General features: G+C 73.0%; 25 protein-coding genes and 1 tRNA gene. 15 read left to right on the top strand and 11 right to left on the bottom strand.

The genetic code is table 11. The annotated features are described in order from the left end of the window. Nucleotides 1-42: 42 nt before the first annotated feature. Nucleotides 43-2,790: a pyruvate dehydrogenase (acetyl-transferring), homodimeric type gene (gene aceE, locus B124_RS08280; protein ID WP_496502013.1), complete on the bottom strand. Its 2,748-nt coding sequence runs from the start codon at nt 2,788-2,790 to the stop codon at nt 43-45. A gap of 372 nt (nt 2,791-3,162) precedes the next feature. Between aceE and B124_RS08275 the strand changes: the two genes are divergently transcribed. From B124_RS08275 to B124_RS08260, 4 genes are all read left to right on the top strand, one after another. Continuing rightward, on the top strand, nt 3,163-3,600 hold the full coding sequence (locus B124_RS08275) for a DUF3052 domain-containing protein (protein ID WP_496502012.1): 438 nt from the start codon (nt 3,163-3,165) through the stop codon (nt 3,598-3,600). Between the two features lie 174 nt (nt 3,601-3,774). Next, on the top strand, nt 3,775-4,260 hold the full coding sequence (locus B124_RS08270) for a peroxiredoxin (RefSeq protein WP_496502011.1): 486 nt from the start codon (nt 3,775-3,777) through the stop codon (nt 4,258-4,260). A 261-nt stretch (nt 4,261-4,521) separates the two neighbouring features. Further along, nucleotides 4,522-5,655 (top strand): DUF475 domain-containing protein, encoded by a 1,134-nt coding sequence (locus B124_RS08265; protein ID WP_496502010.1) that lies wholly within the window; start codon nt 4,522-4,524, stop codon nt 5,653-5,655. 114 nt (nt 5,656-5,769) lie between these two features. Continuing rightward, entirely contained in the window at nt 5,770-6,504 is a 735-nt protein-coding gene (locus B124_RS08260) for a TerD family protein (protein WP_496502009.1), read from the top strand. A gap of 30 nt (nt 6,505-6,534) precedes the next feature. Here B124_RS08260 and B124_RS08255 read toward each other — a convergent pair whose 3' ends face one another. Next, nucleotides 6,535-6,747 carry a hypothetical protein gene (locus B124_RS08255; protein ID WP_496502008.1) on the bottom strand — a complete coding sequence of 71 codons (213 nt, stop codon included), beginning with the start codon at nt 6,745-6,747 and terminating at the stop codon, nt 6,535-6,537. A gap of 91 nt (nt 6,748-6,838) precedes the next feature. Here B124_RS08255 and B124_RS08250 point away from each other — a divergent pair, with 91 nt between their 5' ends. Further along, nucleotides 6,839-7,396: a CGNR zinc finger domain-containing protein gene (locus tag B124_RS08250; RefSeq protein WP_496502007.1), complete on the top strand. Its 558-nt coding sequence runs from the start codon at nt 6,839-6,841 to the stop codon at nt 7,394-7,396. A gap of 63 nt (nt 7,397-7,459) precedes the next feature. On the opposite strand, the gene B124_RS08245 is transcribed toward B124_RS08250, so the two are convergent. Further along, entirely contained in the window at nt 7,460-8,254 is a 795-nt protein-coding gene (locus tag B124_RS08245) for a TerD family protein (protein ID WP_496502006.1), read from the bottom strand. A gap of 161 nt (nt 8,255-8,415) precedes the next feature. Between B124_RS08245 and B124_RS08240 the strand changes: the two genes are divergently transcribed. Genes B124_RS08240 through B124_RS08225 form a run of 4 tightly spaced genes read left to right on the top strand, consistent with a single transcriptional unit; the run spans nt 8,416 to nt 14,148 of the window. Beyond that, nucleotides 8,416-9,600, top strand: coding sequence for an HpcH/HpaI aldolase/citrate lyase family protein (locus tag B124_RS08240; protein WP_496502005.1), 1,185 nt, complete (start codon nt 8,416-8,418; stop codon nt 9,598-9,600). Continuing rightward, a complete protein-coding gene (locus tag B124_RS08235) occupies nt 9,600-12,539 on the top strand; it encodes a phosphoribosyltransferase (RefSeq protein ID WP_496502004.1) in 2,940 nt (979 codons plus the stop codon). Before B124_RS08240 ends, B124_RS08235 begins: the two co-directional genes overlap by 1 nt. Beyond that, the gene (locus B124_RS08230; RefSeq protein ID WP_496502003.1) at nt 12,536-13,474 is read left to right on the top strand and encodes an HAD family hydrolase; all 939 of its coding nucleotides are present in this window, start codon (nt 12,536-12,538) and stop codon (nt 13,472-13,474) included. The genes B124_RS08235 and B124_RS08230 overlap by 4 nt, the downstream gene beginning before the upstream one ends. Next, complete coding sequence (locus B124_RS08225; RefSeq protein ID WP_496502002.1) at nt 13,471-14,148, top strand: O-methyltransferase; 678 nt, start codon at nt 13,471-13,473, stop codon at nt 14,146-14,148. Before B124_RS08230 ends, B124_RS08225 begins: the two co-directional genes overlap by 4 nt. Here the strand turns inward: B124_RS08225 and B124_RS08220 are convergent. From B124_RS08220 to B124_RS08210, 3 genes are all read right to left on the bottom strand, one after another. Continuing rightward, entirely contained in the window at nt 14,126-14,767 is a 642-nt protein-coding gene (locus B124_RS08220; RefSeq protein ID WP_496502001.1) for a DUF4383 domain-containing protein, read from the bottom strand. The genes B124_RS08225 and B124_RS08220 overlap by 23 nt on opposite strands. A gap of 123 nt (nt 14,768-14,890) precedes the next feature. Continuing rightward, entirely contained in the window at nt 14,891-15,130 is a 240-nt protein-coding gene (locus B124_RS08215) for an FmdB family zinc ribbon protein (protein WP_496502000.1), read from the bottom strand. A gap of 54 nt (nt 15,131-15,184) precedes the next feature. Beyond that, on the bottom strand, nt 15,185-16,456 hold the full coding sequence (locus tag B124_RS08210; protein WP_496501999.1) for a hypothetical protein: 1,272 nt from the start codon (nt 16,454-16,456) through the stop codon (nt 15,185-15,187). 164 nt (nt 16,457-16,620) lie between these two features. Here B124_RS08210 and B124_RS08205 point away from each other — a divergent pair. Beyond that, nucleotides 16,621-16,692, top strand: a tRNA-Val gene (locus B124_RS08205). On the opposite strand, the gene B124_RS08200 is transcribed toward B124_RS08205, so the two are convergent. Next, nucleotides 16,652-17,101: a MerR family transcriptional regulator gene (locus B124_RS08200; RefSeq protein ID WP_496502054.1), complete on the bottom strand. Its 450-nt coding sequence runs from the start codon at nt 17,099-17,101 to the stop codon at nt 16,652-16,654. The genes B124_RS08205 and B124_RS08200 overlap by 41 nt on opposite strands. A gap of 28 nt (nt 17,102-17,129) precedes the next feature. Between B124_RS08200 and B124_RS08195 the strand changes: the two genes are divergently transcribed. Beyond that, a complete protein-coding gene (locus B124_RS08195) occupies nt 17,130-17,981 on the top strand; it encodes a methyltransferase domain-containing protein (protein ID WP_496501998.1) in 852 nt (283 codons plus the stop codon). Nucleotides 17,982-18,092: 111 nt separating this feature from the next. Here B124_RS08195 and B124_RS08190 read toward each other — a convergent pair whose 3' ends face one another. Both B124_RS08190 and B124_RS08185 read right to left on the bottom strand, forming a co-directional pair. Continuing rightward, nucleotides 18,093-19,271 (bottom strand): phosphatidylinositol-specific phospholipase C1-like protein, encoded by a 1,179-nt coding sequence (locus B124_RS08190; protein ID WP_496501997.1) that lies wholly within the window; start codon nt 19,269-19,271, stop codon nt 18,093-18,095. A gap of 335 nt (nt 19,272-19,606) precedes the next feature. Beyond that, on the bottom strand, nt 19,607-20,230 hold the full coding sequence (locus B124_RS08185) for a GH25 family lysozyme (RefSeq protein ID WP_496502053.1): 624 nt from the start codon (nt 20,228-20,230) through the stop codon (nt 19,607-19,609). A gap of 271 nt (nt 20,231-20,501) precedes the next feature. Between B124_RS08185 and B124_RS08180 the strand changes: the two genes are divergently transcribed. The 3 genes from B124_RS08180 (at nt 20,502) to B124_RS08170 (ending at nt 21,898) form a co-directional block, all read left to right on the top strand. Then, nucleotides 20,502-20,825, top strand: a complete 324-nt coding sequence (locus B124_RS08180; protein WP_496501996.1) for a hypothetical protein — start codon at nt 20,502-20,504, stop codon at nt 20,823-20,825. Further along, nucleotides 20,822-21,028, top strand: coding sequence for a hypothetical protein (locus B124_RS08175; protein ID WP_496501995.1), 207 nt, complete (start codon nt 20,822-20,824; stop codon nt 21,026-21,028). The genes B124_RS08180 and B124_RS08175 overlap by 4 nt, the downstream gene beginning before the upstream one ends. Before the next feature lie 114 nt (nt 21,029-21,142). Beyond that, on the top strand, nt 21,143-21,898 hold the full coding sequence (locus tag B124_RS08170; RefSeq protein ID WP_496501994.1) for an MBL fold metallo-hydrolase: 756 nt from the start codon (nt 21,143-21,145) through the stop codon (nt 21,896-21,898). 87 nt (nt 21,899-21,985) lie between these two features. On the opposite strand, the gene B124_RS08165 is transcribed toward B124_RS08170, so the two are convergent. Then, nucleotides 21,986-23,380: a pyridoxal phosphate-dependent decarboxylase family protein gene (locus tag B124_RS08165; RefSeq protein WP_496501993.1), complete on the bottom strand. Its 1,395-nt coding sequence runs from the start codon at nt 23,378-23,380 to the stop codon at nt 21,986-21,988. 317 nt (nt 23,381-23,697) lie between these two features. Here B124_RS08165 and B124_RS08160 point away from each other — a divergent pair, with 317 nt between their 5' ends. Beyond that, on the top strand, nt 23,698-24,636 hold the full coding sequence (locus tag B124_RS08160) for a DUF459 domain-containing protein (RefSeq protein ID WP_496501992.1): 939 nt from the start codon (nt 23,698-23,700) through the stop codon (nt 24,634-24,636). 64 nt (nt 24,637-24,700) lie between these two features. Here B124_RS08160 and B124_RS08155 read toward each other — a convergent pair whose 3' ends face one another. Next, nucleotides 24,701-25,303, bottom strand: coding sequence for a DedA family protein (locus tag B124_RS08155; RefSeq protein WP_496502052.1), 603 nt, complete (start codon nt 25,301-25,303; stop codon nt 24,701-24,703). Between the last annotated feature and the right edge of the window lie 197 nt (nt 25,304-25,500).

Raw genomic sequence — 25,500 nt, 5'->3', positions numbered from 1 at the left:
GCCGGCCGGGCCCTGCGACCCGGCCGCCTCCGGCGGGAGGCGTCAGGCGTCGCCGCCCGCCGCGCCCGGGTCGGCCGCGGCGACGTCGAGGAGCCGGTAGCGGTCGATGGCCTGCTTGAGCACCGAGCGATCCAGCTTCCCCTCCTTCGCCAGCTCCGTCAGCACCGCGACCACGATCGACTGCGCGTCGATGTGGAAGAAGCGCCGCGCCCCGCCGCGGGTGTCGGCGAAGCCGAAGCCGTCCGCGCCCAGCGACTGGTACGTGCCCGGCACCCACCGTGCGATCTGGTCGGGTACGGACCGCATCCAGTCCGACACCGCCACGAACGGCCCCTCGGCGCCCGCGAGCTTCCGCGTCACCCACGGCACCCGCTGCTCCTCCTCCGGGTGCAGCAGGTTGTGCCGCTCGGTCTCGACGGCCTCGCGGCGCAGCTCGTTCCACGAGGTGGCGGACCACACGTCGGCGCGTACGTCCCACTCCTCGGCCAGGATCCGCTGAGCTTCCAGGGCCCACGGCACGGCCACGCCGGAGGCCATGACCTGCGCCGGGACCCGGCCCGCCGTCGCGGGCGACAGCTTGTGGATGCCCTTGACGATGCCTTCGGCGTCGACGTTCTCCGGCTCGGCCGGGTGGACGATCGGCTCGTTGTAGACGGTCAGGTAGAAGAAGACGTCCTCGCCGTGCGGGTGCTCGGGCGAGGAGCCGTACATCCGCCGCAGGCCGTCCTGCACGATGTGGGCGATCTCGAAGCCGAACGCCGGGTCGTACGCCACGGCCGCCGGGTTCGTGGAGGCCAGGAGCTGGGAGTGGCCGTCGGCGTGCTGGAGTCCCTCGCCGGTGAGCGTGGTGCGGCCGGCGGTGGCGCCGATGACGAAGCCGCGGCCCAACTGGTCGGCCATCGCCCAGAACTGGTCACCGGTGCGCTGGAAGCCGAACATCGAGTAGAAGACGTAGACCGGGATCAGCGGCTCGCCGTGGGTGGCGTACGCGGTGCCGGCGGCGGTCAGCGCGGCCGTGCAGCCGGCCTCGGAGATGCCGTCGTGCAGGAGCTGGCCGGTGGACGACTCCTTGTAGGCGAGGAGCAGTTCGCGGTCCACGGACTCGTACGTCTGGCCCAGCGGGTTGTAGATCTTGGCGCTCGGGAAGAAGGAGTCCATGCCGAACGTGCGGTACTCGTCCGGCGCGATCGGCACGAAGCGCTTGCCGATCTCCTTGTCCCGCATCAGGTCCTTCAGCAGCCGGACGAACGCCATCGTGGTGGCGATCGACTGGGTGCCGGAGCCCTTCTTGACGGCCGCGTAGGTCTTGTCGTCCGGCAGCTTCAGCGGCTGGGAGCGCACCACGCGCGTCGGCACGTACCCGCCGAGGCCCTGCCGGCGGTCGTGCATGTACTGGATCTCCTCCGAGTCCCGGCCCGGGTGGTAGTACGGCGGGAGGCCGTCCTCCAGGTCCTTGTCCGGGATGGGCAGGTGGAGCCGGTCGCGGAACCGCTTCAGGTCCTCGACCGTGAGCTTCTTCATCTGGTGCGTGGCGTTGCGGCCCTCGAAGTTGGGGCCGAGGGTCCAGCCCTTGATCGTCTGGGCGAGGATGACGGTCGGCTGGCCCTTGTGCTCCACGGCGGCCTTGAACGCGGCGTAGACCTTGCGGTGGTCGTGGCCGCCGCGGCCGAGGTGGAGGAGCTGGTCGTCGGTCATGTCCTCGACCATCTTGCGCAGCCGCAGGTCGTCACCGAAGAAGTGCTCGCGGATGTACGCGCCCGACTCGGTGGCGTACGTCTGGAACTGGCCGTCGGGCGTCGTGTTCAGCTTGTTGACCAGCGCGCCGTCGCGGTCCTGGGCCAGCAGCGGGTCCCAGGAGCGGTCCCAGACCAGCTTGATCACGTTCCAGCCGGCGCCGCGGAAGTACGACTCCAGCTCCTGGATGATCTTGCCGTTGCCGCGCACCGGGCCGTCGAGCCGCTGGAGGTTGCAGTTCACCACGAAGGTGAGGTTGTCAAGACCCTCGCGGGCGGGCAGCGACAGTTGGCCCAGCGACTCCGGCTCGTCCATCTCGCCGTCGCCGAGGAACGCCCACACGTGCGAGTTCGAGGTGTCGGCGATGCCGCGGGCCTGCATGTACCGGTTCATCCGGGCCTGGTGGATGGCGGCCAGCGGGCCGAGGCCCATGGACACCGTCGGGAACTCCCAGAAGTCCGGCATGTTCCGCGGGTGCGGGTAGCTCGACAGGCCGTGCGGGGCCCGGGAGTGCTCCTGCCGGAAGCCGTCGAGCTGCGCTTCGCTGAGCCGGTCGAGCAGGAAGGCGCGGGCGTAGATGCCGGGGGAGGCGTGGCCCTGGAAGAAGACCTGGTCTCCGCCGTCGCCGCGGTCCTTGCCGCGGAAGAAGTGGTTGAAGCCCACGTCGTAGAGGGACGCGGACGAGGCGAAGGTGGCGATGTGCCCGCCGACGCCGATGCCGGGGCGCTGGGCCCGGGAGACCATCACGGCCGCGTTCCAGCGGGTGGCGTTGAGGATCTTCCGCTCGATCTCCTCGTTGCCGGGGAAGAACGGCTCGTCCTTGGTCGCGATGGTGTTGACGTAGTCCGTGCTGCGCATCTCGGGAACGGCCACACGCTTCTCGCGGGCCCGTTCGATCAGGCGGAGCATGAGATAACGGGCTCGTTCCCGGCCCCGCTCGTCGACCGCCGCGTCGAGCGAGTCGAGCCACTCCTGGGTCTCCTCGGGATCGAAATCCGGGACCTGGCTGGGAAGGCCGCCAATGATGATCGGGTTGCGATCGGATCCGGAAGCCACGCTGCCCCTTTGCTGTACGTATCGGTAATCGGACTGCTCACGGATGAGGGGTCTCGCCCTGATTCCCATGGTCTACCGCGGTTGCGGCCACGTCATCTCTACTGTTTAGTAACCCCGCCGTCGTTCCACCGAGGTTCCACCGGGACGGCCGCCAGCGGCCGTACGGGCTGATCGCCAGCGTACCCGGAGGCATCCCGGGCGACTGCGCCCCCTGGTCCAGGGGTGCCCTCCATAGGGCGGGATCGACCGCCGGGTACTTGCGCGATTCGCCCGGCACGTGTGGACTACGCCCATCGCCCCCGCGTGCGCGCGGGTGTGATGCTGGTTTCGGATGACATCGGAAGACACAAGCACACGAGCAGGAGGCAATCCGTGAGCGCGACCGCGGACCACGCGGAGGAGCGGACCAACCCCGCCACCAGGCTGGGTTTCCAGGCCGGAGAGGTGGTCCAGGAGATCGGTTACGACGACGACACCGATCAGGAGCTTCGCGAGGCCATCGAATCGATCACCGGGCAGAACCTCGTGGACGAGGAGTACGACGACGTCGCCGACGCAGTCGTGCTCTGGTTCCGCGACGACGACGGCGATCTGACGGATGCGCTGGTGGACGCCACCACCATGATCGACGAAGGCGCCCCGGTCTGGCTCATGACGCCCAAGACCGGCCGCGACGGCTACGTCGAGCCCAGCGACATCGGCGAGGCGGCGCAGACCGCAGGACTGGCCCAGACCAAGAGCATCAACGCGGGCAAGGACTGGAGCGGCAGCAGGCTGGTGACCCCGAAGGCGGCCCGCAACAAGCGCTGATACACCTCTTCGCTGACACGCCTTTCACCGGGACCGCTCCGGGCGGTCCCGCGGTGCCGTGCGGCCGGGATCCCGGCCGGCGCGACGGGATCCCGGCGCGGAGCCGCGTACGCCCCGGCCGTAGGCTCGTGACCCGGTACAGGTTCGGCAGACCGACAGGACCGGAGGTCACCCATGGCACTGGACGGGATCGAGGCGCTGGCGCCCGGCACGAAGGCGCCGGACTTCGCGCTGCGCAACGAGCACGGCGAGACCGTGCGGCTCTCGGACTACCGCGGCGAGAAGGCGGTCGTCCTGCTCTTCTTCCCGTTCGCCTTCACCGGCGTGTGCACGGGGGAGCTGTGCGCGCTGCGCGACCGGCTGCCCGCCTTCGTCAACGACGAGGTCCAGCTCCTCGCCGTCTCCTGTGACACACCCTTCGCGATGCGCGTCTTCGCCGACCAGGAGGGCTTCGGCTACCCGCTGCTCAGCGACTTCTGGCCGCACGGCGCCACCGCGCGCGCGTACGGCGTCTTCGACGAAAAGAAGGGCTGCGCGGTCCGCGGCACGTTCATCATCGACGCCGCGGGCACGGTGCGCTGGACAGTCGTCAACGACCTGCCCGACGCCCGTGACCTCGACGAGTACGTGACCGCGCTGAAGGACCTCGCCCCCGCCTGACGGGCCGCGGCGCCGGGCTGGCGAGCGGCCGGGCGCCCGGCAGGGTGGACGTACCCGGCGAGGATCCTGCACGATCCGGCAGTGGGCCGGCCCGCGATGCTTCCGCACCCTGGCAGTGCGGGGGCTTGACACCGCCAGGGAGGATGGGGGCAAGACCTACGTGCCGGATCCGGGTGAACCCTGCGGGTACGGTGACGACAGCCCGGTGCCGTGCCACGTCGCGGGGACGGAAGGACACACGACGAGAATGGACGACTACCAGTGCTGCTGAAAACCTTCGGCTGGTCTTTCGCGGTGACCGCCGCGGGCCTCGCCTGTGCCGCGATCTTCTGGGGGTGGGAAGCGTTCCTGCTGGTGGCGATCCTCTCCATCCTGGAGATCTCGCTCTCCTTCGACAACGCCGTGGTCAACGCCGGCGTGCTGAAGAAGATGAACGCCTTCTGGCAGAAGATCTTCCTCACCGTCGGCATCCTCATCGCCGTCTTCGGCATGCGCCTGGTCTTCCCCGTGGTGATCGTCGCCATCACCGCCAAGGTCGGGCCGATCGAGGCCGTCGAGCTGGCCCTGGACGACCCCGACCAGTACGAGCAGCTCGTCACCGACGCGCACCCGTCGATCGCCGCGTTCGGCGGGATGTTCCTGCTGATGATCTTCCTGGAGTTCCTCTTCGACAAGCGGGAGCACGTCTGGATCCCGTTCATCGAGAAGCCCCTCTCCAAGGTCGGCCGGATCGACGCGATCGCCGTCTGCATCGCCCTGATCGTGCTGCTGACCACCGCGATGACCATCGCCACCACCGCCCTCCAACACGGCGGACACCATGTTGACAAATCGGGGACGGTGATGTCGGCGGGTATCGCCGGCCTCATCACGTACCTCATCGTCGGCGGTCTGTCCGGTCACTTCGAGGACAAGCTGGAAGAGGACGAGGAACGCGAGCACGAGGCCGAGGAGGCGGCCAGGCGCTCCGGCCAGCAGCCGTCCGTCATCGGGCTCGCGGGCAAGGCCGCGTTCTTCATGTTCCTCTACCTGGAGGTGCTCGACGCCTCGTTCTCCTTCGACGGCGTCATCGGAGCCTTCGCGGTCACCAACCACATCTTCTGGATGGCGCTGGGCCTGGGCATCGGCGCGATGTACGTCCGGTCCCTCACGGTCTACCTGGTCCGGCAGGGAACGCTCGACGACTACGTGTACCTGGAGCACGGCGCGCACTACGCGATCGGCGCCCTGGCCGCCCTCCTGCTGATCACCATCAAGTGGCACATCCACGAGGTCATCACCGGGCTGATCGGCGTCACCCTCATCGCCCTCTCCTTCTACTCCTCCGTCCGCCGCAACAGGCGCATCGCCCGCGAGGGCGGAGACGGCGGGGACGGCGACGGTGAACCGGCCTAAAAGGAGCTTCCCTCCCGCGTGTAGGTTCCGCGCGGGGTCCGATGCGGTAAGGATTCCCCTCGGGGCCGGTCGTCCGACCGGGCCCGAGGGGTTCCTCATGTGTGGGGGTGCGAGGTGTCGTTCTGGGGCAACTGGCGGCGGGAGGGGGTGCCGCAGTTCGACAGCGCGGGCGCGTCGTACTCGGTGCAGCTCACCAAGCGCAAGCCGCTGCTCTCACTGACCAGGCAGGGATCCGACACCGGCAACCTGCGCATCAACCTCTCCTGGCGCATGCGCACCTCCGACCTCGGTGGTCGCACCCGCAGGAGCGGCGGGACGCTGCTGCACCCCGGCAAGCTCTTCAAGCCCGAGATGGTGCAGGCCCAGGGCCCGGCCCTGGTCAACGTCGACCTCGACCTGGCGTGCATGTACGAGCTGGCGGACGGGACGCGGGGCGTGGTGCAGCCGCTCGGCAACCTCCTCGGCGACATCAACGACCCGCCGTACATCAAGCTAAGCGGCGACGACCGGTTCGGCTCGGGCTCCGGGGAGACGGTCTACGTCAACCTCGACCACAAGGACGCCTTCCGGCGGCTGCTGGTCTTCGTCTACATCTACGACGGCACGCCCGCGTTCGACCGCACCCAGGCCGTCGTCACGCTCTACCCGTCCAACGGGCCGCGGGTGGAGATCGCCCTCGACGAGCGGGCGCCGGAGGCGCGGTCGTGCGCGGTGCTGCTCATCGAGAACAAGAAGGGCGAGCTGACGGTGCGGCGCGAGGTGCGCTACGTGTACGGGTTCCAGTCGGAGCTGGACCGGCTGTACGGCTGGGGGCTCGTCTGGGGCCGCGGGTTCAAGACGAAGACGTGACGTCCTCCCCGGCGGCGGATCCGCCCGTGCTCACGGACGGCCGCCGGGGACAGCTTTGATCATTTCGCCGTTCACCAGGACGACGAGGCAACCGCAGCCGCCGGTGCAGTACTCGACCTCGCCCTCGGACGTGCGGTGGCGGGAGCGCAGCGTCCACCACCGTGCTGCTCCCTCGGTCGGCTCCTGGCAGACGGGGCAGCGGTCCTGTGCCGGCGTCACGGGGGCCGCGGGTATGAGTGTCATGCGTCCAACATGCTGTCATGGTCTATGACACTTCAACCATTACGCCCTCGGTGCGGTACAGCCCGGGGTCACGTGGTGGTGTAATCGTCGTATGCAGTTCAATCATTACGGCGGTGAGGCCGCCCGGCTCGCCGCCGACCTGGTCAACCTGACCGCGGCACCGCGCCCCGCAGACCTGGAACCGCTGCTGGCTGTGCGCGGCGTGGTGAACCGCACGCTCACCGCCGCGCAGGCCGAATCCGTCTGGAAGTGGAGCCGGCGCCTGGCCGCCTGCTTCGGGCGGCAAGACCTCGACGAACGGTGTGAAGCGGTCAACTCGCTCCTCGCCGACGCGTCGAGCAGCCCCCGCATCTCCCTGCACGACGGACGGCCCCACCTGCACTACAGCGCCACCAACGCCGACCCGGCCGCGCACATCCGCGCCATCACCGCGGCCGGACTCGCCTACGTCATCTGCTCCGCCGACGCCGAGCGGCTGGGCCGCTGCGCGCGACGCGACTGCGCGCTGGCTTTCGTCGACACCTCCCGCAACGGCCGGCGTGCCTACTGCTCGGTGCGCTGCGCCAACAACGACGCCGTGGCCCGCCACCGCGAGCGGCTCCAGGCAAGCGCGGCTCCGGCAGCCGGACGCAGGGCGTCGCGGCCGTGACGCAGTCGGAACGAGGTGCGGTGAGGCGGCGCCAGGGGGGAGAGTCTCCGGCGGGCGGCGCGATCAGCGGCCGATGAACTGGGGGCCCTGGGGCGGGAGGGTGAACGCCGGGGGGTAGCCGTATGCGATGGGGGGCGCGGGCTGCGGCTGCTGGACGGCCTGCGGGGCGGGTGCGCTCTGCGGGGCGGGCTGGCTCTGCTGGGCGGGTGCGTTCTGCGACCCCGGGGCGTTCTGCGCGCCCGGCGCGGGCTGGCCGCCGGACGCCGGGTCGCCCGCGGACTCCGGCGTCGGGTGGTGCCCGGTGTCTGTCTCGTCGACGGAGATGCCGAACTCGCCGGCGGCGCCGACCAGCCCCGTGGCGTACCCCTTCGTCACCGCCCGGAACTGCCAGCCGCCCCCGGCCCGCCGCAGCTCGCCGCAGACCAGCGCCGCCGACGCCCCGCCGTCCGGCAGGATGTCCACGTACGCGAAGGGCTCCCCGCCCGCCGCGTCGCCGCTGCCGGCGTCGTGCAGCTCCACCCGCAGGTTCCGTACCCGCGCAAGGGTGCCGCCGTCCGCCGACGCGATCAGCACCATCCGGTCCACCGACGGGTCCTGCCGGGCCAACTGCGCCTCGACGGAGTCGGTCAGCCCCTCGCCCTGCCGCTTCTTCGGCAGCTTGCGGGCGAGCCCGGAGGGGTGCCGGGGCTGGTTGTAGAAGACGAAGTCGGCGTCGGAGCGCACCCGGCCCTTGTCGTCGAGGAGGATGACGCAGGCGTCCACGTCCGGGACGCCGGCCCCCGGAGTCCAGCGCAGCACGGCCCGTACCGCAGCGACGGATACGGACATGTCGGATCCCTGCGCCATGGCATGCGTCATGCGAGCTATCCTGCCCTGTCGCCCGCGGGAGCCACAATGCGGGGCGAACGGGGAACGGCGGGGAGCTCTCAGACGTCCTTTTTACCGAATCATCGCCTTTCCCCGACCTTCCTTTACCCAGGTCGGCCCCGCCCCGGCCGCGACGACCTTCGGAGCACCACATGCGCCACTTCGGGCACGTCTCCTCGGACGTGCGTGCCGGGCTGTTCCACCGCGAGCCGGCCGAGTTCACCGCCGACGCCCCGCCCGCCGAGCTGGCCATGGCACTTGGCGCGACGCTCTACAGCCCCGCCACCCGCCCGCACCTGGCGCGCGACATCCGCGGGCAGGCGGCGCGCGGGGTGGTGTCGATGGTGCTGTGCCTGGAGGACTCCATAGCGGACGACGAGGTGGCCGAGGCGGAGGTCAACGTCGTACGGCAGCTTCGGGAGCTGGAGCGGCAGGACACCGGCGGTGCCCTGCCGCTGCTGTTCATCCGCACCCGCGAGGCGGGCCAGATCCCCGATCTCGTCGCGCGCCTCGGGCCGGCGGCGCGGCTGCTGTCGGGGTTCGTGCTGCCGAAGTTCACGGCGGTGCACGGGGTCGCCTTCCTGGAGGCGGTCTGCAAGGCGGAGCAGTTGATCGAGCCGGCCGGCCGGCGGCTGTACGCGATGCCGGTGGTGGAGTCGCCGGAGGTGCTGCACCTGGAGTCGCGGGCGGCGGCGCTGCGGGGCATCGCGGGGGTGCTGGAGCAGTACCGGGAGCGGGTGCTGGCCGTACGGCTCGGGGTCACGGACTTCTGCGCGGCGTACGGGCTGCGGCGCTCGCCGGACATGACGGCGTACGACGTGCAGTTGGTGGCGGCGGCGATCGGGGACGTGGTCAACGTCTTCGGGCGGGCGGACGGCAGCGGCTTCACGGTCACGGGGCCCGTGTGGGAGTACTTCCGCCAGCAGGAACGATTGTTCAAGCCTCAGTTGCGCAGCAGCCCGTTCGCGGCGGGCCGCGCGGAGGAGCTGCGGGCGGCACTCATCGAGCACGACATGGACGGCCTGCTGCGGGAGATCTCGCTCGACCGCACGAACGGGCTGCAGGGCAAGACATGCATCCACCCGAGCCATGTGGCGCCGGTGCACGCGCTGTCGGTGGTGAGCCATGAGGAGTACGTGGACGCGACGGACATCGTGCGCAAGGACGGCGCGGGGGGCGGGGTGATGCGGTCGGCGTACACGAACAAGATGAACGAGGCGAAGCCGCACCGGACCTGGGCGGAGCGGACGCTGCTGCGGGCGCGGGTGTTCGGGGTGGCGCGGGAGGAGACGACGTTCGTGGAGCTGCTGGCGGCGGCGAGCCGGGGGGACAACTGATGGGCGCGGACGCGGACGCCGGTGTGGGTACGGGCGCGGCCGGCGGTGCCGGCGGGGTGTGGTCCGGCGAGTGGGTGGAGAGCCGGCTCGGGGTGGAGCTGTCGGGCCCCGCGGAGCTACGCGACCTGGTGGGCCTGGCGCTGCGCCGCAACCCGCGCCGGGCACACCTGCTGGTCTCCACGGTGCTGGGCAAGCACGTACCGCAGCGCCCGTCGCGCATCCACGGCGCGGGCCTGCGCCTCGGCGGCCTCGCCCGGGACCTGCTGGGCCCCGCCGCCGCGGCCCGGTCGGTGGTCCTCGGCTACGCCGAGACGGCGACGGGCCTGGGCCACTGCGTGGCCGACGGCCTGGGGGCGTCGGCGTATCTGCACTCCACGCGCCGGCAGGTGGCGGGGGTGCCGCGGGCGGCGGGCTTCGAGGAGGAGCACAGCCACGCGACGGAGCACCTGCTGCTGCCGGCGGATCCGGGACTGCTGCGGGGGGACGGGCCGCTGGTGCTGGTGGACGACGAACTGTCGACGGGCCGCACACTGCGGAACACGATCGCGGCCCTGCACGCGGCGAGCCCGCGGGCGCGGTACGTGGTCGCGGCACTGACGGACATGCGGTCGGAGGAGGACCGCAGGGCGCTGGAGAAGTCGGCGGCGGAGCTGGGCACGCGGGTGGACGTGGTGTCGCTGGCGTCGGGAACGGTGCGACTGCCGGCGGACGTGCTGGCGAGGGGCGCGGAACTGGTGGCAACCCACGAGCCGCCTGCGGCGAGCGCAGCGGGAGCCACGTCGCCGGGCACGCGGGACGGAGCCGAGCCGGCGGGTTCGGGGGACGATGCCGCGCGGGGGCCGTCGGCTGGCGGGTCCGGAGGCGGGCCGGGGGGCGCCGGCGGCGTCGAGCTGCCGGAGGGCGGGGGCGCGGCGGCGCCCGGCGCCTCCGGCGGCCGGGTGGCTGGCCGCTTTGCGGCGCAGCCGGGCGGTGCGCCTTCTGGCCCCGGCGGCGACGCCGGGGGCCCGTCCGCCCCGGGTGCCCGAGGGCCCGGGTGCCCGGGGGGCTCGGGGGCGGAGCCCGCGGGGTTCGGGGAGTGGGGGTACCGCCCACGCCCCCAAGGGCGTAGGGGGCGGGGTCGGGGAACAGGTCCCGGTTTCGTGTGCCGCGTTGCGCTTCGGTGGCCTGCCGGGTTGCCCGACGGTGGGCGGCACGGCTTCACCGCCGCCCACCGCGACCGGCTCGGCGCCGCCCTCCCCGCCATGGCCGCCCGTATCGCCGACGCCCTCGCGCTTCCCGACCGCCCCGACCACCCCGCCCGCGTGCTCGTTCTCGGCACCGAAGAGCTGATGTACGCGCCCCTCCGGCTCGCCACCGCCCTTGAGGACCTCCTCCCCGGCAGCGAGGTGCGGTTCTCCTCCACCACCCGCTCACCCGTGCTCCCCGTCGACCACCCCGGCTACGCCATCCGCAGCCGCCTCACCTTCCCCGCCCACGACACCCCTGGCACCCCCGCCGATACCCGCTACGCCTACAACGTCGCCCGCGACTCCGGTGACCCCGGCTGCTCCGCTTATGACGCAGTCGTCGCCGTCACCGACTCCGCCGCCGACACCCCCGCCCTGCACGCCCCCGGCGGGCTCCTCGACCAGCTCGCCTCGCACACCCCCCGGGTACTTCTCGCCGTGATCCCCTCGTACGTTCCCCGCACCGCCGAGCCCCTGCGCGGGCCCGGCTTCTCCTCCTACGCCCCCGACGACGTCGGCTGGCTCCTCAAGGACCTCTCCGAAGTCGCCCTCGAAGCCCCCACCGAGGAGCGGGAGGAGGCCATCCAGCACGGCGGCGCGCACTACGCCGAGTCGCTGCCCGTCGAGTACCAGCCCAGCCCCGAGTACGTACGCCTCTTCCACTCCGCTCTCGACGCCACCGCCGACCGCATCGCCGCCGCCGTCGCCACGGTCACCGAGACCGTGCTCGCCGAGCGGTCGGCCGCCCCCGTGCTCGTCTCCCTCGCCCGCGCCGGCACCCCCGTCGGGATCCTGATGCGCCGCTGGGCCCGGTACGCGCGCGGCCTCGACCTGCCCCACTACGCCGTCTCCATCGTCCGGGGCCGCGGCATCGACACCACCGCCCTGCGCTGGCTCGCCGCCCACCACGACCCCGCCGACGTCGTGTTCGTCGACGGCTGGACCGGCAAGGGCGCCATCGCCCGCGAACTCGCCGCCGCGCTCCGCGACTTCCCCGCCTTCGACCCCCGGCTCGCCGTTCTCGCCGACCCGGGCCGCTGCGTGGACACGTACGGCACCCGCGAGGACTTCCTCATCCCCTCCGCCTGTCTCAACTCCACGGTCTCGGGCCTGATATCCCGTACCGTGCTGCGCGCCGGCCTCATCGGCCCCGCCGACTTCCACGGCGCGAAGTTCTACCGCGAACTGGCCGCCGACGACCTCTCCGGCCACTTCCTCGACGCCGTCACCGCCCGCTTCCCCGACCCCGCCGGCGTCCGCCCGATGGCGGCCTCGCCGGAGCGCGAGCCGACGTGGGCGGGGTGGGCCGCGGTGGAGCGGATCAGCGAGGCGTACGGGATCGGGGACGTGAACCTCGTCAAGCCGGGTGTGGGGGAGACCACGCGCGTGATGCTGCGCCGGGTGCCGTGGCGCGTGCTGGCGCGGCGGGGCGCGGGGGCGGACCTCGATCACGTACGGCTGCTGGCGGAGCAGCGGGGGGTGCCGGTGGAGGAGACGGACGAGCTGCCGTACACGTGCGTGGGGCTGATCCACCCGCGGTACACGCGGGGCGCGACGGGCGCGGACGGAACCTCGGCGACGGCGGCGGCGCCGGACGTGCCGGCGGAAGCGAAGACGACGGCTGCGAAGACTGCGGCGGCGAAGACGACGGCCGCGACGAACACGGCCGCGGCCCCCGCCGCCCCCGCCGCACCCGGGGAGTCCGCCCGATGACGATCATCGCCAGCGACCTCGACCGCACCCTCATCTACTCCCCGGCCGCCCTCGCCCTCGACATGCCCGACGCCGCCGCACCCCGCCTGCTGTGCGTCGAGGTCTACGAGGGCAGGCCGCTGTCCTTCATGACCGAGACCGCCGCCGCGCTGCTCGCCGGCCTCGCCGGGCGGGCCCACTTCGTACCGGTGACGACGCGCACCCGCGAGCAGTACGCCCGCGTCCGGCTGCCCGGGCCGCCGCCGCGGTACGCGATCTGCGCCAACGGCGGCCACCTGCTGGTCGACGGCGAGGCCGACGCCGGCTGGCGGGCGCGGGTGGGTCGGGAGCTGGCGGCGGGGAGCGCGCCGCTGGCGGAGGTCCGCGAGCACCTGGCGCGGGCGGCGGATCCGGCGTGGCTGCGGAAGCTGCGTACGGCGGAGGACCTCTTCGCGTATCTGGTGGTGGAGCGGGCGGCGGTGCCGGAGGAGTGGCTGAAGGAGCTGGGGGAGTGGGCGCTGCGGCGGGGCTGGTCCGTATCGGCGCAGGGGCGGAAGATCTACGCGGTGCCGCGCCCGCTGACGAAGAGCGCGGCGGTGGCGGAGGTCGTACGGCGGGTCGGTGAGGCGGCGGCAGGGGAGGACCCGGCAGGGGAGCCCGCCGCGGGCGAGCCCGCCGCGGGGGAGCCCACGGTGGGGGAGGACCCGGCGGGCACACGCGCCGCCGGGGCCCCCGGCCGCGTACCCGGTGCCGGCCTCGCGCCCGCCCCCGTGCTCGCCGCCGGGGACTCCCTCCTCGACACCGACCTCCTCCTCGCCGCCGACCGCGCCTGGCGGCCCGGCCACGGCGAACTGGCCGCCCGCGGCTGGACCGCGCCGCACCTCACCGCGCTCTCCGAGCGCGGTGTGGCTGCCGGGGAGCGGATTCTCCAGCAGATGGCAGGATGCCTTCCATGACGACTTCGACTCCCGCGGACCGGGACAAGCGGCCTGACCAGACACCGGAGCTGTACCAGTACGTGCTCGACCACAACCCGCCGCTGGACGCCGTGCAGCGCGATCTCGTGGAGCTGACGCACACGCGCTTCCCGGATTCGGCGAGCATGCAGTCCGCGCAGGAGCAGGGACCGCTGCTGGCGTTCCTCGTCCGGCTGGTCGGCGCCCGGCACGTCGTGGAGGTGGGCACCTTCACCGGGTTCTCGTCGCTGTCCATGGCCCAGGCGCTGCCCGCCGACGGGAAGCTGGTGGCCCTCGACGTCTCCGAGGAGTGGACGGCGTACGCGCGTGAGGCGTGGGAGAAGGGCGGCGTCGCGGAGCGCGTGGAGCTGCGGCTCGGGCCGGCCGCGGACTCGCTGCGGGCGATGCCGGCGGAGCCGCACATCGACCTGGCGTACCTGGACGCGGACAAGCAGGGCTACATCGCGTACTGGGAGGAACTGGTGCCGCGCATGCGGCCCGGCGGACTGATCGTCGTGGACAACGTCCTGTTCCACGGCCGGGTCGTCGACCCGGACGCGACGGGTGCGACCGCGGCGATCCGGGCGTTCAACGACCATGTGGTCGCGGACGCCCGGATGGACTCGGTGCTGCTGACGGTCGCGGACGGCCTCACCGTCGCGCGGCGCCGCTAGCGGCGGCGGACCGGGCCGCTGCGTCGGCCTTCGCCTCCTCGTCGCGGATGCGCCAGTACGGGTTGTCGTAAGGGAGCCGGCCGCTGACGCGCCCGTACATCCCGAACACCGCCAGGACGACCCCCAGGATGAAGCTGAACAGCACGTTCTGCATCTTGAAGGCGAGGAAGTTCGCGCTGGTCTCCAGGAGGGCCAGGTTGACGAACCCGCTGAGGACGAAGAGCCCGCCGACGACGATGTTGAGCGTGGAGGCGAAGTTGCCGCCGCGGAGCATGCCGACGAGCAGCAGCACGCCGACCGCGATGGACAGGGTGCTGAGCGCGCCGTTGGTGTTCAGGCCGAGGGTCTCGTCGCCGCCGGTGTCGAAGAACCAGACGCGGTTGAAGAGGCCCAGGATGCCGAACACCAGCAGGAAGAGCCCGGCGAGGCCGGCGCCGAGGCGGTAGACGTTGCTGAGGTGGTGGTCGACGGGCAGATGCTCGTCGAGCTTGGTGTGGTGGTGGGCGGGGTGCCCCACGTGGATGCGGTCCTTGAGGGCCTCGCCGGCTCCGACCACCTCGCCCCGGGGCGGTTCGGCCAGGGGATGCGGCAGGGATTCCATGACGTGCGGTTCGGTCATGATGTGACCTCACTTACGGCGGTGGTGCATCGGTGCCGTAATCCAGGATCCGCCCGTGCCGCACACCGGGGCAAGTCGCCCGGCCGTCGCTGGCCGTACGCCGTACGCTGCGGCGCCCCGCGGCTACGCGCAGCAACCGCCGCCGCAGCACCCGCCCCCGCCGCCCCCGCCGCCCCCGCCGCCCCCGCCGGACCGCGGCGCGGCGGCTCCGGCGGCGGAGCCGCCGACGGCCACGGTGGAGAGCAGCTTGACGGTGTCGTCGTGGCCCTGCGGGCAGTCCGCGGGGGCGGAGGACTCGGCCATGGGCCGGCTGACCTCGAAGGTCGTCCCGCAGGACCGGCAGCGGTACTCGTATCGCGGCATGGCGGACAGCATATCGCCGGTGCACCGGCGGGCGGCAGGCGGCGAAAGCCGCGGTCAGCGGCCGGTGCCGCTGCCGCGCTCGGTCCGTATCGCCTGGACCACCCCGGCCACCGTCTCGCGGACCGACTCCAGCTCCTCAAGGAAGCTCCAGTAGTCCGGATGCCGCCCCGTGAGCGCCGCCTCCGCCCGGTCGACGCGCTCGACCGCGGCGTCCAGCGGACCCGCGTGCCGGGGGTCGGGGCGGTCGCGGCCGGCCATCGCCAGGCGCTGCGCGTCGCGGATGGCGAAGCGGGTGCGGTTCACCTCCGAGGTGCGGTCCTTCTCCACCTCGTCGAGGCGGTGGAGCCGGTCGCGGGCGGCGTCCACGGCCTCGTCGGTCTGGTTCAGCAGCGCCCGTACGCTCGTCAGCAGCGCGATCGCGTCCGGCCAGCGCTGCTCGCGGCGGGCCCGGCCGGCGTCGGCGAGCTTCCCCTCCGCCTCGGTGACGGCCTGGGAGGCGCGGGCCGGCACCTCCTGCAGGTCGCGCCAGCAGGCCAGCGCGAAGCGCCGGCGCAACTCGCTGAGCACCGGCTTGACCTTCTCGGCGCGGGTGGCGAGGGCCTGCGCGCGGGTGCGGAGGCTGACGAGGCGGCGGTCGATCTCCTCGGCGCGCTGCGGCAACTGCTCGGCCTCGCTGCGCAGCGCCTCGGCGTCGCGCTGCACGCCGACGGCGCGGCGGATGGTCTCCTGGACGCCGTGCCGCCCGGCGCCCTCGTTGAGCTTGGTCAGCTCCGGGCCGAGCCCGGCGAGGCGGGCGGCGAGATCGTCGGCCTGGAACCCCTTGGCGCGCACCCCGTCCAGCGCCGTCGTCGCCGCGAGCAGCGCCTGGCGGGCCCGCTCCACGGCGGGCGCGAGGCGGGCGAGCTGGCTCTCGGCCTGGTCGAGGAGGGGGCCGAGGCCGTGCGCGAAGTGGTTGAGGTCGGAGCGGACCTTCTCCAGCCCGTTGGTGGCCTGCTGCAGCTCCTGCCGGGCGCGGGAGGCGGTGCCGTGGTCGAGGTCGTCGCGGTCGAGGTCGTAGGAGTCGACGGCGGTGATGTACGTGTGGCTGACCTCGTCGATGCGCTGCCCCAGGGCGGCGAAGTCGGACGCCGCCTTGCGCGCGGCCGGCGAATCGTCGACGGCGGCGATCGTCTCCACAGAGATGCGCAGGTCCCGCTGCGCGGTGTCCAGCTCGTAGAACGCGGTCGCGGCGGCGTCCTTGGCCGCCTGCGCCTCGGCCCGAGCTCCGTCACCCCGGTCCCCCCAGCCCCACCGCCGGGTGCCGCCTCCGCCTCCGCCGAATGCCACGAGTCCCCTTTCCGTGCCCTGCGCTCCCCTGGGGGAACATTCTCCCACCAGGGCTGAACGAACACACGGCCCTCGACGATCCCCGCGCCCCCCGCACACCGGATCCCGGCGGCCCCCGCATGTCGATCGCCGTCGGCGGGGCACGGTACGCTGTCCACGCATCCGGGCGCGTAGCTCAGCGGTAGAGCGCTGCCCTTACAAGGCAGATGTCGGCGGTTCGAAACCGTCCGCGCCCACCTGACCGACCCGTTCGGCGACGAGCCGCCGGTAGTTCGGGCACTCGGTGACGTCCTCGTGCGTGCAGTTCATGCCGCCTTCGACGAGCTCCAGGGAGACCTGGGCCGCCGCGATTCTCGAGCGCAGCTTCTCGGCCTCGTGGCGCAGGATCTCGTGCCGGGTGGTGCGGTCGGCGGTGGCGGACAGGCTTCTGATGGTGTCCAGGCGGAGGCCGGCTTCCTTGGCGATGAGGATCGTCGCCACGCGGGTGAGGTCGTCCGCACCGTAGCGGCGGCGCCCGCCCGCGTCCCGTACGGGCTGCAGCAGGCCCATCGACTCCCAGTGCCGCAGGACATGCGTGGCCAGGCCGAACCGTGCCGCCAGGTCGCCGATGGTGACGGCGGCGCCGCTGTCTTCGCTTGACTTCACGTCGACATTAAGTCGCAGCCTCGTGTCCATGTCCAGAGATCAGAAAGCGGTGGACGAGCACCGCGACACCCAGGCCTTGCTGGCCGTCCTCGACGCGGCGGACCGGATGCCGGGCGCCACCCGGCTGCGGACCCGCACTTACGAGCTGCTGTCTTCCGAGCCCGGCTCGACCGTCGTGGACGTCGGCTGCGGCGCCGGACGCGCCGTCGCCGAGCTGGCCGGGCGCGGCGTCCACGCGGTGGGCGTGGACCCCGACCCGTCGATGCTGGCCGCGGCCCGGCAGCGGTGGCCGGAGGCCGAGTTCCGGGAGGCGGGGGCGGAGGAACTGCCGTTCGCCGACGGAAGCGTGCGGGGCTACCGTGCCGACAAGGTGTTCCACGTGCTGCGCGAACCGCGGCGTGCGACCGCGGAGGCGCGGCGCGTCCTGGCCCCGGGCGGCAGGATCGTCCTGGTCGGGCAGGACTGGGACGCCATCATGATCGACTCGGCCGACGCGGAGCTTACGCGCACGATCGTGCATGCCCGCGCCGGCCTCCTGGGCACGCCCCGGGCCGGCCGCCAGTACCGCAGCCTGCTCCTGGACGACGGCTTCGACGACGTCACCGTCGAGGTGCACACCAGCGTGTTCACAGGACCGGCGATGCTGTCGCTGCTCACCAGGCTCGTGGAGCCGGCGTGCGCGAGCGGCGCCGTCGGCCGTGACCAGGCCGACGAGTGGCTCGCCGAGCAGCGTCAGCGTGCCGAGTCCGACCGCCTTCTCATCGCCATTCCGTTCTTCGTGGCCGCCGCCTCGGCCCAGGAGCCGTCCGGCCACCCGCGGATGCGCCGGGGCACCGCCGGGTACCGTCGTGCGGCCGGGGGCTCCAGACACCGGCTGTGACCACCTCGTCCCAGTCGGCCCCGAGCTGCCAAGTGCCGGGGCCGACCGCGGATATGTCGCGTCGCGCCCTGCCGAATGCTCGCCGCCCCGGGCGCGCACCGGCGCAGACGGTCAGTCGCCGAGCCGCTCCAGGCCGTCCGTGCGGCAGAAGGCGGGCGCGTTGACCGGGTTGCAGCGTACGGCGGTGCCGCCGGGGAGTTCGGCGGTGTAGTCGGTGCCGTAGCGGGCGGCCAGGCCGGTGACGGGGAAGTCGGTGCTGACCATCTGGGCGCCCGAGGCCAGCGCGGCCTCCAGCCGGGCGGTGCTGCCCGAGGACGCCTCGGTGAACGGCACGTCGGAGCGGGTGCGGACGAAGTAGCCGTCCGCCACCATGGCGCGGATGGCCTCCTCGTTCGCGCCCGTCGGGTCGTTCCAGCCGACGAAGGCCGCGTCAGGGCGGCCCGGCCGGGAGTTGGTGAACAGCACGCGGCCCTCAAGGCTCTCCCGGCCGCCGGCGCGGTAGGCGTTCTGGAGGTCCGCGCTCTGGTTGTCCATCAGGAACATCAGGTCGCCCCGCGAGTCGGCCACGGTCGGCCAGCCGCCGTCGAGCACGGACTCCTCCAGGGTGCGGCCCGGGTCACGCACATCGTCCGGCGTCACCATGTCCGACTCGTCCGCGATCGAACGGATCTCGGCGTCGAGGGCGTCCAACTGCTCGGTGGTCCAGGCGGGGCTGCGCGCGCCGCCGATGGCCTCCTTCGCCGGGTCGGTGGTCTTCAGCTCCAGCAGGACCGGGATCGGCGCGTGGCCGGGGTTGGCGTCCGACCACTCCTCGACCTGGGTCAGGCACGCGCGCAGGGAGGCGCAGTTGGTGCCGTAGTCGTGGTCGGCCCAGTGCAGCACCTTGAACCCGGGACTGGTCAGCTCCGGTTCTTCCAGCGGCGGAAGGCCGGCCTCCGCGCGCACCAGCGGCCTGGCGTACAGGCCGCCCTCGGGGTCGGGGAAGACGTCCAGCTCGATGCCGCGCACCCGCTGGTCCTCGAACTGAGCGGGCAGGGTGGCGTGCGAGTACTCCAGGTTCCAGAAGTTGGCGTCGGTGCGGCGCTGGACCTCCTTCTCGGCGAAGGAGAGTTCGCGGTGGTAGCTGTTGTGGGTCGCGATGGCCTGGATCTCGTTCAGCCCCACCTGCCGCTGGCCGGCAGCGGTGGTGTCGGTGGCGGCGGAGTGAGCGGCGGCGCCGGCCAGGGTGGCGCAGACGGCGGCCAGTGCGGCGGCGACGGCCGTGGGCCGGGCGAGACGGGGGCGGGGCATGGGTGCCTCCGGGACGAATGAGGGAACGGGCGCTGCCCGACCCTGCCCCCGGCGGGTGACGCGCGGCCACCGGGCGGTGGCCGCGCGTGTGAACACGGTGGGCCGCACGGACGGCAATCGGCCGGAACCAGCCGCGAAGACGCATGGCCCACATATCCGGTAAAGACGCCTTCCCGGAAAGCTTCCGCAACCTCCCTGTCGGTGACGGCTGCGACGTGATGGCCGTGGCGGGGTCCGGGGTCGCCGCGGAGACGGGCACGGCGGTGCCGTGCGAGCTGTCCCCTAAGCGCTTGAGTCCTGTCGCCTGGAGTGCGGCGACGTGCCCTGGACCGGTTTCAGTCGGTGCCGGCCCCGGCCTCCGCCTCCTCTGCCTCCTCTGCCGTGAGCTTCGCGTCGAAGCGCTCCCGGGCCCACGACCGCAGTGCCGAACGCGAGCTGAACTTGCCCACGTTCGTGTCGATCGGGGACGACGTGTACTGGTGGAAGCGCCACGGCGCCTGGATGTCCGGGTGGCCCGGGTCGCCGTTGTACTGGGCGATCCACAGGCCGTCGCCGGCGTAGCTGGTGGTGTCGCGGTTGAGCCAGAAGTCGCGGTTGCAGTAGAGCAGCACCTTGTGGCGTGGCCTGAGCCGCTTCACCTCGCGGATGAAGGCGTCCTTCTCCGAGTTGCTCGCGGCGGTGCCCTCGCTCGTGCGCTCCCAGTCGCAGGCGAGCATGTCGCCCGGATTCTCCTTGGCCTTGTCGATGAAGTACTTCGCCTGCGCCTTGATGTTGCCCGGCCAGAGGAAGTGGTAGAACCCCAGCACCAGGCCCGCCTCGCGGCCGTGTGCCGCCTGGGCGCCCTGCTTGGGGTTGACGTAGCTGCGGCCTTCCGACGCCTTGACGAAGACGAAGTGCATGCCTCGCGTGGAGTAGTTGCTTGACTGGTGCGAACTGACGTCGATGCCCTTGATGGTCATCATTCGTCCCTTTCGAGTGGGGGTCGGGACGGGATGGTGGCCGGATCCCTCGTAACTCTCCGTTCCTTCCTCATCCCCGTTGCGGGCGCCGTGCAAGCACCCGGGCGGAATCCTGCACCTGCGGGGTGCGCCCCCTCAAGTCACGGACCCGCCCGGGAAGTTGGTGCGGAACGGGACGTTCAGGTTGTGGTTCAGAGGGTCGCGGTGCGGGCATCTCCCGGGAGGGAAGGCCGCTTTACTCGTAGTGGCCACAAGATCGGGGGATCTGACCATGAATCTGTACATCTCTGCGCTGCGTACCTTTGTTCCGCTGCTGGTCGGCTGGGTCGTGACCGCGGCCGGCGCCTTCGGCGTGGACGCCGACTCCACGACCGTGACCGCAGGGGTCACCGCGCTGGTCACCGCCGTCTACTACGCGGTGTTCCGGGGGCTGGAGGAGTGGGCGACGAAGCAGGACTGGAAACCGCTGCGGCTCGTCGCCGGTGTGCTGCTGGGCTGGGCGCGCCCGCCGGAGTACCCGGCGCGCCCGGCCGCGGCGCCGGCGGCGGCTGCCGCCGTGCCGCCGCCCGACGCCGCCGAGGGGCGGCCGGCGTGAGCGGGGCCGACTGGATCTGGGGCGGGCTGCTCGCCCTCGGCGCCGTGGTGGAGGTCATCGCGCTGCGGACCCCGCAGAAGGGCGACACGCTCTCGGAGCGGACCCGGGACTGGTTCCGGGTGCGTACCCCCGTGGGCAAGGCGGTCTTCGTCGCGGTCTGGGTGGGCTTCGCGGGCTGGTTCCTGGTGCACATCGCCTGGTGAGGCCGGTCGCGCCGGCGCCGGCCCGGCTTATATCGGGCGCGGCGGCCCGCGGGAGGCGGTTACGGTACGCGTACGGGGCGGCTGCGGACCCCGTACGCGTACCGGAGGAACCTGATGAAGCTCACCGTGCTCGGCGGCTGCGGCGCCTGGCCGACCGCGGACGCCGCCTGCAGCGGCTACCTCGTCGAACACGACGGCCACCGGCTGCTCGTCGACCCCGGCTACGCGGTGTTCCCGCAGCTCCTGCGGCACCTTCGGCCCGAGGACGTGGACGCCGTCGTCGTCACCCACGGGCATCCCGACCACTGCGCCGACCTCAACCCGCTGCTACGCGCCCGCGCGCTGGCCGACACCCCGGCGCCCGCGCTCCCGCTGTACGCCCCCGCCGGTGCGCTCGACACGGTGCTGGCGCTCGACAAGCCGGGGATGCTCAAGGGCTCGTACGAGCTGCGCGCCTTCGACCCGGCGACGGAGCCGGAGTTCACCTCCGGCCCGTTCCGCATCGCCACGCGCGCGCTGCCGCACCACGTCCCCAACGCCGGGCTCCGGCTGACGGCGGCCGGCCGGGTCCTCGCGTACACCGGCGACACCGGCCCGAGCCCGGCGCTCGCGGAACTCGCGGACGCGGCGGACCTGTTCCTCGCGGAGGCCACGTACCCGGAGGAGGTGCCGGCGGAGGACGCGCCGTATCTGTCGAGCGCCCGCCAGGCGGGCGAGCACGCGGCCCGCGCGGGGGCGGCGCGGCTGCTGCTCACGCACCTGTGGCCGGACGAGGACGCGGACGCATCAGTCGCGGCGGCGCGGCGCGGGTTCGGCGGGGCGGTGGCGGTGGCGCGGCCGGAGACGGTGGTGGAGGTGGGCGCGGGCTGACGCGGACGGGCTGCCCGGCGACCGGGCGGACCGGGCGGCGGTGGATCCGGCCCGGCGCATCCGCCAAGTCCCGTCACCCCTGCGCCCTCACCCCCGCACCGCTGCCGCCAGCGCCGCCACCGCCCGGTCCACATCCCCCGGCCCCGTCCGCCAGTTGCTGAACGCCGCCCGCAGCCCGTGCGTCCCCCCGTACACCGTCGGCGTCACGACCGCTTCCCCGCCTGCCGCGACCGCCTCCGCCAGCGCCGCCACCCGCTCCCGCGTCGGCTCCGACGCGAGCGTGAAGCACACGACGTTCAGCCGCACCGGCGCCAGCAACCGCAGCCCCGCCGCGCTCTCCACCCGCTCACCGAACCGGCGCGCCAGCGCGACGTTGCGCTCCACCACCTCCCCGTGCCCCTCCCGCCCGTATGCCGCCAGCGTCAGCCACGCGGGCAAGGCGCGCAGCCGGCGCGAGTTCTCCGGCGTCAGGTGGACGAAGTCCGGGTCGCCGCCCGGCGGCGCCAGGTAGGCGGCGGCGTTGCGGAAGACCCGTACCTGCAGGTCCCGCCGGCGGGTGAACTGCACCGCCGCGTCGTACGGAACGTTGAGCCACTTGTGCAGGTCCACGCAGACCGAATCGGCCGCGTCCAGCCCGGCCACCAGGTGCGCGTGCGCCGGCGACAGCGCCGCGAACGCGCCGAACGCGGCGTCCACGTGCAGCCAGAACGGGTACCGCTCGCGCAGCGCGGCGATGGCGGGCAGGTCGTCGAAGTCGACGGTGTTGACCGTCCCGCTGTTCGCCACGACGATCACCGGCCGGCCGCCCAGCTCCGCCAGCGCAGCGGCCAGGCCGTCGACGTCCACCGCCTCCCGGCCGGGGAGCAGCGGCAGTTCGCGCAGCGCGCCGCGGCCGAGCCCGAGGAGCGACAGGGCCTTGGCGACGCTGGAGTGCGCCGCGCCCGACAGCACCGTGACCTCGCCCAGCGCCCCGGCCCCGGCGTCCGCGACCGAGACGCCGAGCCGTTCGCCCAGCCACTCCCGGGCGACGGCCAGCCCCGCGACGTTCGACATGGTGGCTCCGGACACGAACGCGCCCGCGTGCTCCGGCCCCAGTCCGAACAGCTCGCGCAGCCAGCCGACGGTCTCCCGCTCCAGGTCGGAGGCCGCGGAGTCGCCGGCGGCAACCACGTTCTGGTCGTACGCACCGACCAGCCAGTCACCCGCCACCGCCGCCGGCGTCGCGCCGCCGGTCACGAACCCGAGATAGCGCGGTCCCGCGCTGCCGGACAGGCCCGGCTCCCAGCGCTCGACGAAGTGCGCGAGCGCAGCGGCACCCCCGGCGCCGCGCTCGGGCAGCGGCTCGTACGGGCCGGGCGCGCGGGGCACGGGGGCGGCGACCGGGCGTTCGGCGAGCCCCCGCAGGGCGGCGACGGCGCGGGCGCGGGCGGCGTCGAGGAGTTGGTCGAAGCGGTCGAGGTCGGCGGCGAGGGCAGGGTGCACGGGGGCCTCCGTAACGTACGACGGGACGGGCGGGACGGGCTCCGTCCGCCGCCCACGTCCCCGTACGCTACGACCCCGCCCCCCGCGCGGTCCGGGTCCACTTGCACCTGACTGGACTGCCCGCGGCGCAGTCCGGTGAACTGCTGGACCCGAGGCACTCGCCTGCAAACCGGACCGATCGCTCAGGCTCCATACCGGCTCGACGGCCCCGTCGCGCCGGTTGCGGCGGCGAAGGGAATGAGTCGAAGGGGCTCGACCCGGGCGTGGTCGACTCCCTACCCTACTGGCCAGTTGTCACCGGGTGGCCGGAGGACCTGATGGAGACCAAGCGCTGGGCGGTGCCCGTGCTCGCCGTGCTGCTGGTGGCCGTGGCCGCCGGCTGGGGCGCGGTGTCGCGCTCCGACGACGGGGCGGCGGACGGCGGCACGGTGGACAGAGCCGTACGGGACCAGGCGCCGGACCGCTCCGGCTTCAGCCCGCCCGACAGCAGCCCGTCGCCGTCGGCGAGCGCCCCGCGCACCCCGCAGGACGTGCTCTACCTCGGCGACTCCCTGGCCATGGAGGCCCAGGACGTCCTCGGCGACCGGCTCGAACGCTCCGACCGCGTCGGCTCGTACAGCAGCGAGCCCGTCGCCGGCGTCACCGTCTGCGACTACCTCAAGGGCCGCCCCGGGCGCTCCCTCGTCAAGCCCGAGGACAAGGCCGCCGCCCTGGTCGAAAAGCGCGAACCGGGCGTGATCGTGCTCCAGTTCTGGGGCAACACGTGGGGATACACGCCCTGCATGGAGGGCGTGGAGTGGGGGACGCCCGCGTACTACGAGCGCTACGCCGCCGACCTGCGCGCGCTCACCCGGCAGATCACCGCCGCCGCGCGCGCCGCGGACGTGCCGCGGCCCCGGATCGTCTGGGTGCAGCAGCCGCCCGACGCGCTCAACCCGGAGCGCATCGAGCAGGTCAACGAGCTGTACGAGCAGCAGGCCGACGCCTCCGGCGACCTGCTGGCCGACGCCGGGCGCGACCTGCGCGGCGACGACGGGAAGTGGACGCAGTACCTCCCGTGCCGCGACGACGAGCGCACCGCCGGCTACTGCACCGGCCCCGGCGGCACGGTCCGACTGCACCGCGACGACGACCCGTTGCACTTCTGCCTCGCGCCCACCCCGGAGGGCGGCCGGCCGTGCCCGGTCGGGTCCCCGGGTCTTGAGCGCTACAGCCGGGCGGTCACGGACGAGGTCGATGCTTACCTGGGCGGCTGACGCGCGCGGCTGACGGCCCTGCGGGCGGTCAGCCGGAGGGCAGCGGTCAGCCGGAGGGCAGCGGTCAGTCGGAGGCCGTCGGCTGCGGGCGCGGCCTGCGGACCAGGTACGCGGCGCCGAGCCCGGCGGCGAACAGCGCCAGCACCGACACCCCCGTCGCCAGCCACCCCGCGCCCAGCCAGCGGCTGCCGAAGTACCCCAGCGTCACGCCGTACCCCGCCCACAGCAGCCCCGCCAGCGCGGACCAGGGCAGGAACTCCCGTACCTGCCGGTGCATCGCGCCCGCACCCAGCATCACCACGCTGCGCCCCGCGGGCGCGAACCGGGCCAGGACGACGATCCCGCCGCCGCGCCGGCCGCTGAGGTGGTGGCCGAGGCGCTCCTGCGCGCGGGCCAGGAAGCGGGAGTTGGCGAACTTCTCGCGGCCCCTGCTGGCCAGCCGGAACGCGAGCATGTCGCCGAGTACGGAGGCGGTGGCGGCGCAGAGCAGCAGGGCCAGCAGCTCCGCGAGGTGGTCAGGGGCGGGCAGCGCGGCGCCGTTGCGTACGGCGTCGGCCGCGGTGGTGGTGCCGGCGGCGGCGGTGGCGGCCATTATGACCAGCGCACCGCTGGGCAGCAGCGGCAGGAAGACGTCGAGGAGGATAGAGGTGGCGACGATCGCGTACATCCACGGGGTACCGCTCAGTGACCCCACAAACTCCACTGTTCCCCTGCTCCCCGTGTCCCGGCGGTCATCCGGTGGTCCTCTGCCGCGGACGAGAGCGCCGGGCGGATCACAGCGTACGCCTGGCAGGTCACGGAAATCGCACGGGGGAGCAGATGTAACCCGCATCACTCCTGAGCACCCGCTTATCTGCTTATCTG

It is taken from the genome of Streptomyces sp. CNP082, assembly GCF_059570535.1.
This window is presented reverse-complemented; position numbering and strand designations above follow the sequence as displayed.